Source organism: Streptomyces sp. NBC_00667, assembly GCF_036226825.1.
GTDB lineage: Bacteria > Actinomycetota > Actinomycetes > Streptomycetales > Streptomycetaceae > Streptomyces.
Window position 1 is genome coordinate 6,341,637 of sequence record NZ_CP109022.1, and the last position, 18,844, is coordinate 6,360,480.

Consider the following 18,844-nt stretch of genomic DNA (forward strand, 5'->3'; position numbering starts at 1 on the left):
CCCGGGGGAGGGACGCCGGGCGCCGCGGTGATCAGTGGGACGGCGGTCGGGCGGCGGTCAGCCGGCCGCGGCCAGGCGGACGCTGCGCGGGCGCATGTCGGTCCACACGCGGTCGATGTGCGCCAGGCACTCGTCCTTGGTGCCCTGGAAGCCCTGTCCGTACCAGCCGGGCGGGACGGGCCGGTCGGTCTCCCAGAGGGAGTACTGCTCCTCGTCGTTGGCCACCACGAGGAACTGCCGGGTCGTCGAGTCGTTCATGTCTGTCTCTCCTTGTTTGTCGTGTCGGGTGCGTGTCGGGTGCGTGTCGGGGGTACGGAAACTTCGGGTCAGGCGGGCAGGGCCCCGCCGAGAGCCCGCGCCAACGCCGCGGCGTGCGGCGGGTCCATCACGGTGTGGTGGTTGCCGGGGACCACCGCGTGCCGCAGGGCTCCGCCGGTGCGCAGCCGCCAGGGCCCCGGATCCACCAGCGGGGTGGCGAGTTCGCCGTGCACCTCGGCCACCGTCCAGAGGTGGACGGCCGCGTTCAGGACGGCTTCGGTGCGGTACGCCGCCGACGCGGCGCCGTTGGCCTCGGCGACCCGCAGCAGGCGCCGCAGTGCCTGCGGGGCCGCACCGCGGGGAAGGCTGCCGTCCTCGCGGCCGCGCCGGACCAGCGCGTCGAGGAGGCCGTCCTCGTCGAGTCCGCGCGCTTCGGCGGCGTCGAGCCCGGCGGCGATGCCGTACTCGAGCAGATCCGGATCGCCCGCCGTGGCGTCCGCGCGCGGCACCGGACCGGGAGCGGCCGTGTCGACGAGGCCGAGGAAGGCCACCGTCTCCCCGGCGGCTTCGAGACGTACCGCCATCTCGAAGGCGACCGTACCGCCGAAGGACCAGCCCGCCAGCAGATAGGGGCCGTTCGGCACCTCCTCCCGGACGGCGGCGAGGTAGCGCTCGGCCATCTCCTCCACCCGCTCCAGCGGTACGTCCGCGGTGTTGTAGCCGACGGACTCCAGTCCCAGGACCCGCCGGTCGCCGGCCGGGGCCTCGGCCAGCCCGCGCACCAGGTCCCGGTAGCAGACGACGTCACCGCCGCGCGGGTGCACCAGGATCAGCGGAGGCCGCGCCGGATCCCCCTCGGCGAGCGGGACCAGCAGCCGGGCGGCCGCCGCGCCCGCCTCCGGGAGCGCCTCGCAGAGCAGCTCCACGGTGCGCCGGCGGAACACCATGTTCAGCGGCAGCTCCACCCCGAACTCCCGCTGTACGGCGCCCATCAGCCGGAACGCCTTGAGCGAGTGGCCGCCCAGGTCGAAGAAGTCGTCGCGGACGCCGATCGGCGCCACCCCGAGGACCTCTTCCCACAGCCGGGCCATCCGCAGCTCCGCCGCGTCGCGCGGCGCCACCCGCGGTGCCCGGCCCTCCAGGGCAGCCGCGGCCGACGGGGCGGGCAGCGCCCGCCGGTCGAGCTTGCCGTTGGGCGTGAGCGGAAGCCGCTCCAGCGCGCTCAGGACCCGCGGGACCATGTACTCGGGCAGGTCCTCGCGCAGGAAGTCACCCAGGGCCCGCAGGTCCCCCTCGGTGTCCCGCCAGGTCACGTATCCGGCGAGTACCGCGTCGACGCCCTCGCCGTGGACGGCCACGGCGGCCGCCAGCACCTGCGGGTGGCGGGCGAGCGCGGCCTCGATCTCGCCGAGCTCGATGCGGTGGCCGCGCACCTTGACCTGGCCGTCGGCCCGGCCCCGGTACTCCAGGCTGCCGTCCGGGAGCCGGCGCACCAGGTCCCCTGTGCGGTACAGCCGGCCTCCCGGCATGTACGGGTCGGGGACGAAGCGGTCCGCGGTCATTGCGGGCCGGCCGTGGTAGCCGCGGGCCACCCCGTCACCCGCGATGAACAGCTCGCCGAACACGCCGGCCGGGACCGGACGCATCCGCTCGTCCAGCACGTACAGCCGGGTGTTGGCGAGTGCCGAGCCGATCGGCACCGCACCGCCGCCCGCGGGGCCGGACAGTTCGTGGGCCGTGGACCAGACGGTCGTCTCGGTGGGCCCGTACACGTTCCACACGGTGCCCAGGGCCGCACGCATCCGCTCGGCGAGGGCCGCAGGCAGTGCCTCGCCACCGCACAGCGCCCGTACCGCGGGGGCGCGCCAGCCCGTCTCCATCAGCTGGTGCCAGGTGGCCGGGGTGGCCTGCACCACGGTGGCGGCGGCCGCGTCCAGTTCCCTGGCCAGCAGCACTCCGTCCCGAGCCGTCTCGCGGTCCACGACGCGTACGGTGGCTCCCGCGGCGAGCGGCACCAGCAGCTCCAGCACGGCGATGTCGAAGGACGCCGTGGTGACCGCGGCCACCGTGTCCCCCTGGGCGAGGGCCAGCCGTCGTGTCATGTCACGGGCGAAGTTCGCCAGGGCGCGGTGGGGCACCATGACCCCCTTGGGCCGACCGGTCGACCCGGAGGTGTAGATGGCGTAGGCGAGGTGCTCCGGGGCGAGCGCGACGGGCGCGGGAGCCCCGGCGGGGCCGGCCGCGCCGTCGGCCGCGAGGAGCGCCTCCAGGTCGACCACCCGCACGCCGTCGGGCGTCCGGAGCCGGGCGCCGCCACCGGCGACCACCAGCACCCGGGCCCCGCTGTCGGACAGCATGTACGCGACCCGGTCGGCCGGGTACTGCGGGTCCACCGGCACGTACAGCCCGCCCGAGCGCAGTACGCCCAGCAGCGCCACCGGCAGCAGGACCGAGCGCTCCACGCACACCGCGACGGCGGTGTCCGGGCCGACCCCGTGCAGGGCCAGTTCCCGGGCGAGGCGCCCGCCGGCCGCCCACAGCCCGGCGTAGTCCAGGCTCCGCGTACCGTCGTCGACCGCGACCGCGCCGGGGGTGCGCGCGGCCTGCTCCCCGACGAGTTCGTGCAACGGCCGGTCCGCGCCCGCCTCGGCGGTGTCGTTCCACTCGTGCAGGACCCGCTGCTCCTCGGCCGCGCCGAGCAGGGCCAGCGAGCCGACCGGTGCGTCGGGCGCGTCCGCAGCGCGGGCGAGCAGTTCCAGCAGGGCGTCCGTCATCCGGGCGACGGTCTGCCGGTCGTAGAGGTCGGTGGCGAACACCGCCTCCCCGTGCAGTTCCCCGTCCTCCTCGGAGAAGTACAGGGACAGGTCGAACTTCGAGGCGCCGCTCGCCAGGGCGAGCGGCTCCGCGGCCAGACCCGGCAGCGCCGGCGCGGCCGCGGCCTCCTCGTTCAGCACCAGCATCACCTGGAAGAGGGGGTTGCGGCTGAGGTCGCGCTGCGGATGCACCTCTTCCACCAGCCGCTCGAAGGGAACGTCCTGCCGGGCGTACGCCTCCAGGCAGGTCTCCCGGACCCGGCCGATCAGCGTCGTGAACGCGGGATCTCCGGACAGGTCCCCCCGCAGCACCAGGCTGTTGACGAAGAAGCCGACGAGCGGCTCCAGTTCACTGCGGTCGCGGCCCGCGATGGGCGAGCCCACCGCCACGTCCTGGGCCCCCGACCAGCGGGCGAGCAGCGCCTGGAAGCCGGCCAGCAGCACCATGAAGAGGGTGGCGTCGTGCTGTCGGCCCAGTTCGCGCAGCCGCTCCAGCAGCGGCGCGGGCACGGTGAAGGGCAGTTGGTCGCCGCGCCCGGAGGGCACGGACGGCCGCGGCCGGTCGGTGGGCAGGTCCAGCGGGGCCAGCCCCGCCAGCTGTCCGCGCCAGTAGCCGAGCTGCTCCGCCAGCAGGTCGCCGGTCAGCCGCTCCCGCTGCCATGCCGCGAACGCGCCGTAGGAGACGGTTAGTTCCGGCAGCGGCTCGGCGCCGGCCTCGGTCCGCGCACGGTAGGCGGCGAAGAACTCCCGCCAGAACACGGCGACCGACCAGCCGTCGAAGGCGATGTGGTGCGCGACGATCACCAGCAGGTGCTCCCGCTCGGCGACCCGGATGAGCCGGGCCCGCAGCAGAGGTGCGGCGGCCAGGTCGAAGGGCCGGGCGGCATCCGCCGCGGCCAGTTCGAGCGCGCGCTCCTCGGCGGCGGCCGCATCGGTGCCGGCCGGCGCACCGGTGACCAGATCGGTGAACGCGGGAGAGAACACCTCCACCGGCTCCACGACGAGGCGGGCTTCCTCCACACCGCCCCCGTCGGCCGCGATCCGCGAACGCAGCACCTCCTGACGCGTGACGACGTCCCGCAGCGCGCCCAGGGCCGCCGCGGTGTCGAGCGTCCCGCTGAGCCGCATCGCCCCCGGCATGTTGTAGTCGGGCCGTCCCGGCTGCAGCCGGTCCAGCAGCCACAGCCGCTGCTGACCGAACGAGAGCGGTCCCGGTCCGGCCGCCCGCGCCGGGATCGCCCGTTCGCCGCTGTCCGCCGAGGTGGCCAGCGCTCGAGCCAGGTCACCGGCGACGGGGTGGCGGAACAGCAACTGCACGGGGATCTCCAGACCCAGCAGGGTCCGCAGTCGCGAGATGACCCGCGTGGCCCGCAAGGAGTGGCCGCCGCGCTCGAAGAAGTGGTCGCGCAGGCCCACCGGGCCGTCGCCGAGCACCTCCTCCCACACCTCGGCGACCGTGCGCTCCAGCTCGGTGCGCGGCGCCAGGTACGCGCGGGCCGCCCCGCCCGTGCCGGGCTCCGGCGCGGGCAGCGCCCGGCGGTCGACCTTGCCGTTGGGCGTCAGCGGAAGGGCGTCGAGCGTGACGAGCACCGAGGGCACGAGCGCGGCCGGGAGCACCTCGCGCACCGCGTCGAGCACGGCCGCCGCGTCAGCGGCCGCCCCCGGCTCGAACACCACGTACGCCACCAGTGCCTGGTCGGCGCCCTCGCCGTGGGCGGCCGCGACGGCGCGCGCCACGTCCGGGTGGCGCAGTACGGCCGCCTCCACCTCGCCCAGCTCGATCCGGTGGCCCCGGACCTTGACCTGGTTGTCGCGGCGGCCGTGGAACTCCAGGACCCCGTCGGCGCGCAGCCGCGCCAGGTCGCCCGTCCGGTACATCCGGGCGCCGGGCGGACCGTAGGGGTCCGGCGGATAGGCCTCGGCGGTGCGGCGGGGATCGCCCAGGTAGCCGCGGGCGACTCCGCGGCCGGCGATGAAGAGCTCGCCGACAGCGCCGCGCGGGAGCGGTTCGAGGTGCTCACCGAGGACGAGGACGCGGGCCCCGGGCAGCGGGCGGCCGATGGGGATGCGGCCGCTGTCGATGTCGGCGTCCGTCACCACGTGGTAGGTGGTGGTGTTGGTGCACTCGGTCGGTCCGTACTGGTTGACCAGTCGCAGCCGCTCCGCCGGACCCAGCGCGCGGGCCGCGCGGGCCAGCCCCGCGGTGAGCGCCTCGCCCGTGGTCATCACCAGCCGCAGGTCCGGGCAGGGCTCCGGGACGGCCTCGACCAGCGGGGCCAGCATGGACGGCACGATCGACAGCAGGGCCGTGACCCGCTCGGTGCGCAGCAGCCGGGCCAGCGCGTCCGGGTCCGCGGCCTCGTCCTCGGAGGCCAGTACGACGCGCCCGCCGGTGGTCAGCGGGGCGAACAGGTCGCGGACCGAGGGGTCGAAGGTGAGCGCGGTGCGAGCCAGGACCGTGTCCTCGGCGCCGATCCCAAAGGTGGCGGTCAGCGCGGCCAGATAGCCGGTGATCGCGGCGTGCGGGACGGCGACGCCCTTGGGCCTGCCGGTGGACCCGGAGGTGTACAGCAGGTAGGCCAGGTTGCCCGGTCCGGCCAGGGCGGGCAGGTCGGCCGCCTCCGGGTCGTCCGCGTCGGCGGCGCCCGCCACCGGGGTGACCTCGTCCACCTCCAGCACGGGTACGGAGTCCGGCATCCGGGGCGGGAGCCCGTCGGGCAGTCCGCCGGTCAGCACCAGGCGGGCCCCGCTGTCCGCGAGGACCGTACGGATCCGCTCGGCCGGGTGTCCCGGGTCGAGGGGGACGTAGGCGCCGCCCGCCTTGAGGACGGCCAGTACGGCGACGACCGTACGGGTGTCACGGCCGGTCATGACGGCGACCGTGGTCTCCGGGCCGATGCCGCGCTCCCGCAGCCGGCGGGCCAGCCGGTTGGCGGCCGCGTTGAGCGCGCCGTAACCGGTGGAGCGTTCCCCGCAGGTCACCGCGACCGCGGTGGGCCGCAGCCGGGCCTGCTCCTCCACCAGGGAGTGCAGGGTCGCCGCGGGCGCGGCGGGGTGCGCGGCGGCGGGGGAGCCCTCCCCGAGCAGGGCGGCCCGCTCGCCCACCGACAGGACCTCCAGCGCGGACAGGGGCGCGTCCGGCCGTTCGGCGGCCGAGCGCAGCAGGCGCAGGTAGTGGGCGCCGAACCGCTCCGCCGTGCCGCGGTCGAAGAGGTCGGTGGCATAGCTCAGGGTGCCCGTCAGACCGCCCGGGTGCTCGGTCATGGCCAGGCTGAGGTCGAACTTCGAGGTCCCGTTGGCGGTCTCGACGGTCTCCACCCGCACCCCCTCCAGCGGCAGCGCGTCCGGCTGCTCCGGGTGGAGCTGGAAGAGCACGTCGAACAGCGGGTTGCGGCTGAGGTCGCGCTCCGGCCGCAGCTCCTCCACCAGCCGGTCGAAGGGGACGTCCTGGTGCTCGTACGCCTGGAGCGCGGTCTCCCGGACCCGGCCCAGCAGCGCGGTGAAGGCGGGATCGCCCGACAGGTCGGTGCGCAGGACCAGGGTGTTGACGAAGAAGCCGATCAGCGGCTCGAGTTCGGTGCGGTCGCGGCCCGCGATGGGGGAACCCACCGCGATGTCGTGCTGCCCCGTGTAGCGGGCCAGGAGCGACTGGAAGCCGGCCAGCAGCACCATGAACAGGGTCGCGCCGTGCTCCCGGGCCACGGAGCCCAGGCGGGCCGCGAGTGCGGCCGGCACTTCGAAGGAGACGGTGTCGCCGGCACCCGAGCGGGTGGCGGGGCGCGGCCGGTCGGTGGGCAGTTCCAGCGGCGCGAGGCCGGCCAGCCGGGCGCGCCAGTGGGCGATCCCGCGGTCGGCCGCGCCGCAGGCGAGGCGCTGCTGCTGCCAGTGCGCGAAGTCCCCGTACTGGACGCGCAGGGCGGGCAGGGCCGGCTGCTCGCCGCGGCGCAGCGCGGCGTAGGAGTGCGAGAGCTCCTGCCACAGCACCGGCATCGACCAGCCGTCGCCGACGGTGTGGTGGAGGACCAGCACGAGGAGGTGTTCTTCGGCGGCCGTCCGCACCAGCCGGGCCCGCAGCAGCGGCGCGGCCGTCAGGTCGAAGGGAGCCGCGGCGTCCGCGTACGCCATGCCCAGCGCCCGCGAACGGGCCTGCTCCAGCGGCAGTGGGGAGAGGTCGGCGAGCAGCGGGACGAACACCTCCGCCGGCTCGACGGCCTGTACGGGACCGAGCGGTCCCTCGCCGATCCGCGAGCGCAGCACCTCGTGCCGGGTGACGACGGTGCGCAGGGCGTCGAGGAGGGCGGCCGCGTCGAGCGCTCCGTGCAGGCGGGCGACGACGGGGATGTTGTAGTCGGGGCGTCCCGGCTGCAACTGGTCCAGGAACCAGAGGCGTTGCTGGGCGAAGGACAGCGGCGCCGGCGAGTCGGCCGGGCGCGGGCCGATCACGTCGTCGGCGGCGTCCGCCGGGTCGGCCGGCGGGGTGTCCCCGCGCAGCAGGTCCAGGGCCGCGGCGAACCCTTCGAGCACCGGGTTCTCGAACAGCAGCCGTAGCGGGACGGCCCCGCCGAGCCGGGCGCCCAGCCGGGACACCACCCGGGTGGCGCGCAGCGAGTGGCCGCCGAGGGCGAAGAAGTCGTCCTGCCGCCCGATCCGGTCCTGGCCGAGCATCTCGCCCCACACCTCGGCGACGAGCTCCTCGGTGGCGGAGGCGGGAGCGGTGAAACCGGACCGCTGCACGCCCTGTTCGGGCGGAGCGGGCAGGGCGCGGCGGTCCAGCTTCCCGTTGGGGGTCACGGGCAGCTCTTCCAGCGGGAGGATCGCGGCCGGCAGCATGTAGGCGGGGAGGCGGGCGGCGAGCGCGCGGTGCAGCTCGTCGGGGTCGGCGCTCCCGCCGGGCGCGGGCACCACGTACGCGACGAGCTGCTGTTCGCCGCAGGAGTCGGCACGCACGACGACGGCGGCCCGGCCGATCTGCGGCAGGCGCAGCAGTTCGGCTTCGATCTCGCCGGGCTCGATGCGGAAGCCGCGGATCTTCACCTGCTGGTCGGCGCGTCCCAGGTAGTCGACGGTGCCGTCGGGGCGGCGTCTGGCCAGGTCGCCGGTGCGGTACATGCGGGCACCGGGCGGCCCGTACGGGTCGACGGCGAACTGGCGGGCGGTCAGTCCGGGCCGGCCCAGGTAGCCGCGGGCGAGTCCCGTGCCGCCGATGCACAGTTCCCCGACGGCGCCCTCGGGCACCGGGCGGCCGCGCTCGTCCAGTACGTACAGCCGGGTGTCGTCCAGCGGCGTGCCGATGGGGACGCGCCCCTCGACGCCGTGGCCCGCACGGGCGTCCAGGGTGTGCCGGGTGGCGAAGGTGGTGGTCTCGGTGGGGCCGTAGGCGTTGGTCAGCAGGGTGTCGGGGGCCGCGGCCAGGGCCCGGCGGAAGGCCTGCGGTGATGCTGCCTCGCCGCCGGTCCACACCTCCCGGACCTCGGTGAGGAGTTCCACGCACTCGTCGACCACCAGGTCGAACAGGGCGGCGGTCAGCCACAGGGTGGTGACCGCGTGCTCCCGGACCAGGTCCGCGAGCGCCGCCGTGTCGATCCGGCCGGGCGGTGCCATCACGACGGTGCCTCCGGCCAGCAGCGGCACCCACAGCTCGTACGTCGAGGCGTCGAAGGACAGCGGGGAGTGGGCGAGCACCCGGCGGTGCGCCGGGCCGAAGGAGGCGTCCCGGGCGAGTGCGGCCACGTTGGCGTGGGTGACGGCGATGCCCTTGGGCTCGCCCGTCGACCCCGAGGTGTACATCACGTAGGCCAGCTGGTCCGGCACGCAGGGCGGAAGGTCCGCCGCGGCCGTCACCGCCCCCGCCCGCCCCGACGTCACGTCGAGCACCCGTACGCCGGCCGGTACGGTGGCGACGGCCTCGTGGCCGGCCGTGACCGGATCGGTGAGCAGCAGCCGGGCGCCCGTCCGCTCCAGCATCCAGTGCAGCCGCTCGACCGGGAAGCCGGCGTTGAGGGGGACGTACGCGCCGCCCGCCTTCAGGACGGCCAGCATGGCCACGGGCACCTGGAGGGAGCGCTCCAGCAGCAGCGCCACCGCCGATTCGCGGACGACTCCCGCCTCGGTGAGCAGGGCGGCCAGTGCGTCGGAGCGGGAGTCGAGTTCGGCGTACGTGAGCTGCTCCGCCCCGCACACGACGGCCACGGCGCCGGGGGAGCTGCGCACCCGCTCGGCGAACAGGGCGGGCAGCGCGGCGGGGGCGAGGTCGGTGCGCACGGCGCCGTGCCCCGCCCCGACGAGGCGCTCGGCGGTGGCGGCGGCGGGCAGCAGCTCCCCGAGGGGGCGGCCGGGTTCGGCCGCGGCCGCGGCCAGCAGCTCCAGGTAGTGGGCGAGGAGCAGTTCCGCCGTGGCGCGGTCGAACAGGTCGGTGTCGTAGACGAAGGAGCCCGTGCAGCTGTCGGCGCCCTCGGCCACGAACACGCTGATGTCGAAGAGGGAGCCGCCGAAGTCGGCGGTGACCGCCTGCGCGTCGACCCCCGGCAGGCGCAGCCCGGCCGTCTCGTCCTGGGCGGACGCGAACATCACCTGTACCAGCGGGTTGCGGTCGCCGACCCGTTCGGGACTCAGCCGCTCCACCACCCGGTCGAAGGGCACCTCCTGGTGGTCGTACGCGTCGAGCGTGACGCGGCGGACACGGTCCAGCAGCCCGTCGAAGCCGATCTCCCCCGACAGGTCGGTGCGCAGGACCAGCGTGTTGACGAAGAAGCCGACCAGCGGCTCCAGTTCGACCCGGTCGCGCCCGGCGACCGGCGTGCCCACCGCGATGTCGGTGCTGCCGCCGTAGCGGGCGAGCACGGCCTGGAACCCTGCGAGCAGCGTCATGAACAGGGTGACTCCGCGGGCCTCGGCGAGGCCGCGCAGCCGCTGGGTGAGCGACGGGTCGAGGGTGAACGCCAGGCTCTGTCCGTCGCCGCTCCGGCGGGTCGGCCGGGGCCGGTCGGTGGGCAGCTCCAGCGGTTCGAGGCCGGCGAGCGAGTGCTCCCAGTACCTCAACTGGTTCTCCATCAAGCCGTGGTCGAAGCGCTCGCGCTGGAAGCGGGCGTACGCCTGGTAGTCGAGCGGCAGGGCCGGTGCGGGCAGCGGCCGGCCCTGTGCCAGGGCGGTGTAGCCGTCGGCCAGTTCCTGCCACAGCAATCCCATGGACCAGCCGTCGGTGGCGATGTGGTGGACCACCAGCACCAGCAGGTGGTCCTGCGCGCCCAGCCGGATCAGCAGGGCGCGCAACAAGGGGCCGTCGGCCAGGTCGAAGGGCCGGCGGACCTCCTCGCGGGCCAGTCCTTCGGCCCGCAGCTCCAGGTCCTCCAGAGGTCCCGCACCGAGGTCGAGGACCGGCAGCGGTACGGCCAGGGACGCCGGCAGGACGACGGGGTGCGGCAGCCCGTCGCGCTCCTCGAAGACGGTGCGCAGCGTGGCGTGCCGGCCCACCACGGCGGTCAGGGCCTGGCGCAGCAGTTCCGGGCGCAGCGTGCCACGCATCCGGACGACCTGCGGGACCGCGTATCCGGAGCGGCCGTCCGCCATCCGGTCCGCGAGCCACATCCGCTCCTGGGCGAAGGAGGCGACGGGCTCACGGGCGGGGGCGCCGTCCCCGGCCGTGGTGCCTTCCGCGCCGCCCGCCGCAGGGCCGTGGGCGGCCGACGGATCGGCCAGCGCGGCCTGGACCCGGCGGCGCAGCAGCTCACGGGCCGCGGCGAGCCGGCTGTCGACGGCCGGCGGCACAGCCGCCGGCGAGCTCTCCTGGGTGGTCACGAGGTCTCTCCCTGGGTTACGAGTGGAAGTGCTGCGTCGTCCGCCGTGGCGGCGATGTCGGCGAAGAGGGCCGTTTCGACCGCCATGGCGAGGCCTGCGACGGTCCGGTGTTCGAAGAGGGTGTGCAGGGGCAGTTCCAGGCCGAGTGCCTGGCGCAGCCGGGCCGCCACCCGGGTGGCGCTCAGCGAATGGCCGCCGAGCGCGAAGAAGTCGTCGTGACGACCGATGCCGGTGCGGTCCAGGACCGTCTCCCAGACGAGCGCGACGAACTCCTCGGTCTCCCCGGCGGGCGGCTCGTGCCCCGCGGGGGCGGCCTGGGAGGCGGGGGCTGGCAGCGCCTTGCGGTCGAGCTTGCCGTTGGGGGTGACCGGCAGGGTGTCGAGCACGACCAGCAGGGGCACCATGTACTCCGGCAGCGCCCGCGCCAGTTCGGCCCGCATCGCCGCCGGATCGAGCACCGCCCCGGTGGCGGGGACCACGTATCCGGCGAGCCTGCGCTCGCCCGGCGCGTCCTCGCGGACCACCACCGCGGCGCGGCCGACGCCGGGGAGGCGGGCGAGGGAGGTCTCGATCTCGCCGAGCTCGATGCGGAAGCCGTGGATCTTCACCTGGTCGTCGGTGCGGCCCAGGTACTCCACCGCCCCGTCGGCACGCCGGCGGACGATGTCACCCGTGCGGTACATCCGCGAGCCCGGCGGCCCGAAGGGGTCCGGCGGGAAGCGGTCCGCGGTCAGCTCCGGCCGCCGCAGGTAGCCGCGGGCCAGCCCGGCACCGGCGAGGTACAGCTCGCCGGGAAGACCTACGGGTACGGGGAGCCCGGCCGGGTCGAGGACGTACAGCGCGGTGTTCCAGATCGGCCTGCCGATCGGCACCGGGCCCCGGTCCTCGCGGCGGCAGTCCCAGTGGGTCACGTCGACCGCGGCCTCCGTGGGCCCGTACAAGTTGTGCAGCGGCACGTCCAGCACATCGAGGAACCGGTTCTTGAGCTCCTCGGGCAGCGCCTCGCCGCTGCACACCACCCGGCGCAGGGACCGGCACCGGCCGGCCGTCGGCTCCTGCGCGAAGACCGCGAGCATCGACGGCACGAAGTGCACGGTGGTGACCGACTCGCGCCGGATCAGCCCGGCCAGGTAGGCCGGGTCCTTGTGCCCGCCGGGCTCGGCGACCACCAGCACGGCGCCCGTCAGCAGCGGCCAGAAGAACTCCCACACCGACACGTCGAAGCCGAACGGGGTCTTCTGGAGCACCCGGTCGTCGGGGCCCAGCCCGTAGCGGTCCTGCATCCACAGCAGCCGGTTGACGATGGCCGCGTGCTCCACGACGACCGCCTTGGGCCGGCCCGTCGAACCGGAGGTGTAGATCACGTACGCCGGGTGCGAGGGCAGCGGCGCCCGCGCCGCCGGCCCGTCGGCCCCGGCTGCCGCGTCGGGGCGCACCCGTACCGGCCCGGTCCCGGGCAGCAGCGGCTCCACGTCCTCGGTCGTGATCAGCAGCACCGGCCGCGCGTCCGACAGCAGGTACGCCACCCGGTCCGCGGGGAGGGTGGGGTCGACCGGCAGGTACGCCGCCCCGGACTTCAACACGGCCAGCAGCGCCACCACCATCTCCGTCGAGCGGTGCAGCGCGACGGCCACGATCCGCTCCGGACCCGCACCGCGGGCCCGCAGCGCCGCCGCGAGCCGCTCGGCGCGCGCGTCCAGTTCCGCGTACGACAGCCGCTCCCCGCGGAACACGGTCGCCGGGGCGTGAGGGGTGGCGGCCACCTGCCGTTCGAACAGCTCCACGAGCGTGGTGTCGGGCACGGGGACGGCCGTGCCGTTCCACTCCTCGATCAGCCGGTGCTGCTCGGCGGAGAGCAGGTCGATCTCCCCGACCGGGGTCCGCGGAGCGTCGGCCGCGGTGACCAGCAGCCGCTCCAGCGCGTCCGCCACGCTGCGCGCGGCCCGCGCGTCCAGCACGTCGGGCCGGTGGTCCAGGTGCAGTCGCAGCCTTTCACCCGGCAGGACGATCAGGTTGAGGGTGTAGTGGGTGGCGTCGCAGCCGTCGACCCCCGTCAGCCGCACTCCGCCGACCGGCTCCCGCATCGACTCCAGGTCGAGCGGGTAGTTCTCGACGACCACGGTGGTGTCGAAGAGCGTGCCCAGCCCGGTGGCACGCTGGATGTCGGCCAGGCCGAGGTGCTGGTGGTCCATCAGCCGGGCCTGCTCGTCCTGGAACCGGCCCAGAGCGGCGATCAGCGGCTCCGCCCGGTCCACCCGCATGCGGACGGGCAGGGTGTTGATCAGCAGCCCGACCATCTCCTCGATGCCTTCGAGGTCGGCCGTGCGGCCCGAGACGGTACCGCCGAAGACCACGTCGTCGCGGCCGGTCAGCCGGGACAGCAGGACCGCCCAGGCACCCTGCACCACGCTGTTGAGGGTGATGCCCGCGGACCGGGCCCGCTCGGTGAGGCGCTCGGTCAGGCCGGGCGGGAGTTCCAGCGAGATCCGTTCGGGCAGCGCGTCGAGCCGGTGCGGGTCGGCGGCCCCCAGCAAGGTGGGCTCGTCGAGACCGGCCAGGGCGGAGCCCCAGGCGGCGGTGGCGGCGTCCCGGTCCTGGCGGGCCAGCCAGTCGAGGTGGTCCCGGTAGGGGATGCCCGGCACGGCGTCGGCCGGCTCCGGGCCGGTGGCCGCTCCGTAGCCGGCGAGCAGTTCGCGCAGCAGGACCGCCGAGGACCAGCCGTCCCACAGGATGTGGTGGTTCGTCATCACCAGGCGGTGGCGGCCGGGGCCCACCCGGACCAGGGTGAAGCGCACCAGCGGCGGCCGCTCCAGGTCGAAGCGGCGTCCCCGGTCCGCGGCCAGCAGCTCCTCCCAGGCACGCTCCCGCGCCTCCTCGTCCAGGCCGGACAGGTCGGCGCTCTCCCACGGGGCGTCCACCGCACCGAGGACGACCTGTACGGGCCGGTCCAGGCCGCGGTCGGTGAAGGCGGCCCGCAGTGCACTGTGGCGGGCCAGGAGTCCGCGGCAGGCCGAGGCGAGGGCCCCGGGGTCCAGGGCGCCGTCCAGGGTCAGCACGAGCTGCCCGGTGTAGGCGTCCACGCCCGCGGCGTCATAGGAGGCGTGGAAGAACAAGCCCTCCTGCAGCGGGGACAGGGTGGTGACGTCGCTCATGGCGGGGTAGCGGTCCGCCAGCAGGTCGACCTCCGGCTGCGTGAGGCGCACCAGGGGGAAGTCCCGGGGCGCGGGCCGCACCGCCCCGGCGGACGAGGGCGCCCAGCGGGCCAGCAGCCGCAGGGACTCCTCCCACCCGGTGGCCAGGGCCTGCGCCTCGGACCGGTCGACCAGGTGCTGCGGCCAGGTGAGGACGGCGCGGAAGGCGGGGCCCGCCGGTCCGTCCAGGGCGAGGGCGTCGATCTGGAGGCAGTGGTCGACGGGCATCTGCGGATCGCAGGCCGCGCGCAGACCGCCCGCCTCGGCGGCCGGCCCCCACGGGGAGTCCCCCGAGGCGTCGAACCGCCCCAGGTAGTTGAACAGGACCCGCGGCTGCGCCGCCCCGGCCAGCTCCCGCGCGGTCCGCGGGTTCAGCCGGGCCAGCAGGCCGTAGCCGGTGCCGTGGTCGGGCACGGCCGCCAGGGTGTCGTGGACCCGGCCCACCAGCTCCGCGAGCGCGTCACCGCCGGTGCGCGCCCCGGCCGCGTCGAGACCGCTCAGGTCGAGCCGGACCGGGTACTGGGTGGTGAACCAGCCCACGGTGCGGGACAGGTCGTGCCGGCCCGTGCGGTCGGCCCGGCCGTGGCCCTCCAGGTCGAGCAGCAGGGCCCCGGGCCCGCTGCCGCCACCGGCCAGGGGATCGCGGGTCGCCAGGGCGAGCGCCGCGAGCAGGATCTCGGCAGGTCCGGTACGAAGGGCCGCGGGAACCGCCGAGAGCAGCGGGGCGGCGACCTCCGCGGGGAGGTCCAGGGTGAGCGTGAGGGTGGTGCCGGCGGTGTCGCGGACCGGGTCGGGCACCCGGTCCCACGGCGCGGGAGCCGCGGACGGGGCCGTGACCGGGGCCAAGGCCGCCTGCCAGAAGGGGAGTTCTTCCAGGACCTCGGGGGAGTGGGCCTGCCGCTGGAGGTGCTCCGCCCAGTCGCGGAAGGAGGCGCCGCCCGGGGTGAGCCGTACCGGCCGGTCCTCCGACACCGCCGCCCAGGCCTCGGCGAGGTCCTCCATCAGGATGCGCCAGGACACCCCGTCCACCGCGAGGTGGTGCACGCACAGCAGCAGCCGTCCCGGGGCGCCTGCGCCCCCGAAGCGGACCGCCCGCAACACCACTGCGGCGGCGGGGTCCAGTTCAGCGGCGGCGTCGGCCGCCGCCCGCTCCATCAGGGCGGTGCGTGCCGCGTCGTCCAGCCCGGTGGTGTCCACGCTGCGGTAGAGGCCGGCCGCGTCCACCGTTCCCGGCGCTCCGACCGAGCAGAGCGTGCCCTCGGGGCCGTCGGCGGTGCGCAGCCGAAGGGCCGCGTGGTGGTCGACGACCGCCTGCAGGACCCGGAGCAGGCGGGTGTCGTCCGCACCCTCGGGCAGGGCGAGCACGAGGGACTGGCTGAAACGGCCGTACGGGCCGGGCCCCTCCACCAGCCACCGCATGACGGGCGTCGCGGGCAGTTCGCCGTATTCCTCCTCACCGGCGGTTCCGGCCGCGCCGCCCGTGGGGCCTGCGGCAGCCGCGGCGAGCGCGGAGGCCGTCTTGTGCTCGAAGACCTCGCGCAGGGTGAAGGAGAACCCCCGCGCCCGGGCCCGGCTGACCAGGCTCAGGGCGGCGATGCTGTCGCCGCCGAGTGCGAAGAAGTTGTCACCGGGGGCCGCCCGGCAGCCGAGGACCTCACCGATCAGTGCGCTCAGGGTCCGCTCGGCCGAGGTGTACGGGCCCTGCGGCCCGTCGGCCGTCGCGGGCGGTGCCTCCGCGCCGGCCGGGACGACCAGCGCCTTGCGGTCCACCTTGCCGCCGGCGGTCAGCGGCAGCCGGTCCAGTTCGACGAAGGTGTGGGGAACCATGTAGCGGGGAAGCGCCTCGGCCAAGTGGGCGGCGAGCTCCGCCGCTCCGGCCGCCGTCGCACCGGGGGCCGGCGCCACGAAGGCGACCAGGCGCCGGCCGCCGCCCGCCGCCTCGTGCACGGTGACCGAGGCCTGGCCCACCGAGGGGTGGCGGCCCAGTACGCTCTCGATCTCGCCCAGCTCGATGCGGTGGCCGTTGACCTTGACCTGCTGGTCGATGCGGCCGAGGAACTCCAGCTCGCCCTGCGCCGACCAGCGGACGAGGTCCCCGGTCCGGTACATCCGTTCGCCGGGCACCTCGGCGAACGGGTCCGGCACGAACCGCTCGGCGGTCATCCCGGGGCGCCCCGCGTAGCCGTGGGCCAGTCCCGCGCCGGAGACGCACAACTCGCCGGCCGCGCCGGGCGGCAGCAGGCGCAGCTGCGGATCCACCACGTACGCCCGGTGGTTGACCATGGGGCGGCCGATGGGCGGGACCCGCCCGCCGGAGGGGGACGCGCACCGGTGCATGGTGACGGACACCGCGGCCTCGGTCGGCCCGTAGGCGTTCCACACCTCGCGCCCGTCGCCGGCCCACCGGTCGACGGCGTCCCCGGAGGGCGCCTCGCCGCCGGTGGACAGGAAGCGCAGGGCGGGCAGGGCGGTCGGGTCGAGCAGGGGCAGCAGGGCGGGCGGCAGGTCGGCGACGGTGACCCGCTCCCGGGCCAGCAGCGCCTGGAGGCGGTCGACGTCCGTGCGCTCCTCGTCGGTGGCGAGGACCAGGGCCGAGCCGCTGAGCAGCGCACCGAAGACGTCGAGGACGCAGACGTCGAAGGACAGGGACGCGAAGCCGAGGAACCGCTCGCCGGAGCCCCGGGCCGTCGTGGGGGCTCCCGCACCGCACAGGGCCAGGTGCCCGAGGACGAAGTCGGCCGCCGCCGCGTGCGGGACGAGGACCCCCTTCGGCTCGCCCGTACTGCCCGAGGTGTACAGGAGGTACGCGGGGCTGTCCGGGGACAGCGGCAGGTCCGGGCGGGAGTGGGCCGAGGCGACCGGTCCGGCGGGCCGGTCGCCCGTCGCCACCACGGCGTCCAGTTCCGCGGGCAGGCAGTCGGCGGCGCCGGGACCGGCAACGGCCGTACGGATGGCCGCGTCCCGGACCACGTACGCGATCCGGCGGCGCGGCAGCGCGGGGTCGAGCGGCACGTAACAGCCGCCCGCCTTGAGGATGCCGAGGAGCGCGGCGACCATGGCCGGGGAGCGCTCCACACTGACACCGACGGGCATGCCCGGGGCGGTCAGCGGACGCAGCCGGCCCGCGATGTCCTCGGCCCAGGCGTCCAGTTCGGCGTAGCTCAGCCGCTCGTCGGCGCAGACCACGGCCACCGCGTCCGGGGTGCGCGCCGCCTGCTCCTCGAACAGCCGGTGCAGGCATGCGCCTCGCGTGGTCGCGGTGCTGCCGCCGTCGCCGAGGAGGGCCAGCCGCTCCTCGTCGGCGTCCGTCAGCAGCCCGAGCGAGTCGACCGGGGCCGACGGGTCGGCGGTGGCCAGCGCCACCAGGAACCGGATGAACCGGTCCTGCTGTGCGGCGAGCGCGTCCGTGCCGCCCTCTGCCGCGTCGCCCTCGACCTGGACGGTGAGCGGGCCCTCCCCACCGCGGTCGTAGACATTGACCGACACGTGGTCCACCGGGCCGACCGCAAGGTTGTGCGCGGTGGCACGCGCGCCGTCGAAGGAGAGCCCGTAGTCGAAGGACATCAGGTTGACCACGGCGTCCCAGGGCCGGGCCCCCGATCCGTCCGCGCCGCCGTACAGCTCCTCCACACGGTAACGCTGGTGCCGCAGCGCCTCCTTGATCCCCGCCGAGGTGCTGCGGACCAGCTCCTCCACGGACATCGACCCCGTGACCCTCAGGCGCAGCGGCAGCACCTTGGAGAACATCCCCGGCGTACGGCGCGCGGCGGGTGTGGTGCGCCCGGTGACGGGCAGCCCCAGGACCACGTCCTCGGTGGCGCCGACGCGGTGCAGGTAGCCGGCGGCTGCCGCCATGACCAGAGCCGACCAGCGGGTGCCGAGCCGCCGGGCGGCGTCCCGCAAGGTCCCTGCGTCGACGGGGTCGAGCTCGCGGCTCACCCGTACGGCAGTGCCGGTCGGCCGGGCCGGGGAGTGTCCCGTGAAGCTCACGGGTTCGGGGGCGCCGGAGAGCTTCGCCCGCCAGAACTCCCGGTCGCGGGAGTGCTCCTCGGACTGCCGGTAGGCGCGCTCCTCCGCGACGATCCGCTCCCACGGCGCCGCGTCGCAGGCGGGCACCGGGGCGCCGGTCGCCAGGGCGCAGTACACCTCCGCCACGCGGCGGGCGAGGAGGGACCCGCTCACCCCGTCGGCCACGATGTGGTGGTACGCCTGGAGCCAGCGGTGGGTCCCCGGTCCCGTCCGTACGAGCAGGTGCCGCGACACGTCGCCCGTCGCGAGGTCCGTCGGCCGCGCCAGCTCGGCCCGCATCAGCGCGTCGGCCTCGGCGGCCGGATCGGAGCAGGCGCCGACATCGGCCGTGGCCAGCCGGAAGGGCGGCCGGTCGGCGCGCATCTGCCGTACCTCGCCCTCCACTTCGGCGAACCGCATGCCGAGCGCCTCGGTCTCCGCCAGCGTCCGGCTCAGCGCCTGCTCGAAGAGATCGGCGTCCAGCGCCCCGTGGATCTCCAGGTACTCGCCGATGGTGTAGTCGCAGCGGGCGGGACCGAGCTGTTGCGCGAACCAGACGCCGCTCTGCGGCGAGGTCAGGGGCAGGAACCCGTGGTCGTGAGTGGCCATGCGGTGGTCAGTCTCCTCAGTCGGATCGGTCGATCAACGACGACTGGGGCCACTGTCCGTGACCGGCGCGAAGGCCGGAAAGTCCCACGAATACGCCCCTTGACAGGGCCTCGGGCCCACCGGCGCAACCCGGTCCCGCAGGTACGTGACATGTCTAGGCTGATGCCTCGA

The 18,844-nt window shown here is 75.5% G+C and carries 3 protein-coding genes; all 3 read right to left on the reverse strand.

The features are described 5' to 3' along the window. Positions 1–57: 57 nt before the first annotated feature. Complete coding sequence (locus OHA81_RS28790; protein WP_329200685.1) at positions 58–258, reverse strand: MbtH family protein; 201 nt, start codon at positions 256–258, stop codon at positions 58–60. 68 nt (positions 259–326) lie between these two features. After that, positions 327–10,865, reverse strand: coding sequence for a non-ribosomal peptide synthetase (locus OHA81_RS28795; RefSeq protein WP_329200686.1), 10,539 nt, complete (start codon positions 10,863–10,865; stop codon positions 327–329). Beyond that, the gene (locus tag OHA81_RS28800) at positions 10,862–18,673 is read right to left on the reverse strand and encodes a non-ribosomal peptide synthetase (RefSeq protein ID WP_329200688.1); all 7,812 of its coding nucleotides are present in this window, start codon (positions 18,671–18,673) and stop codon (positions 10,862–10,864) included. Before OHA81_RS28800 ends, OHA81_RS28795 begins: the two co-directional genes overlap by 4 nt. Positions 18,674–18,844 lie beyond the last annotated feature (171 nt).

Coding starts and splice junctions, on each gene's coding strand:
- OHA81_RS28790 (WP_329200685.1), bottom strand. CDS start 258: ATGAACGACTCGACGACCCGGCAGTTCCTCGTGGTGGCCAACGACGAG.
- OHA81_RS28800 (WP_329200688.1), bottom strand. CDS start 18,673: ATGGCCACTCACGACCACGGGTTCCTGCCCCTGACCTCGCCGCAGAGC.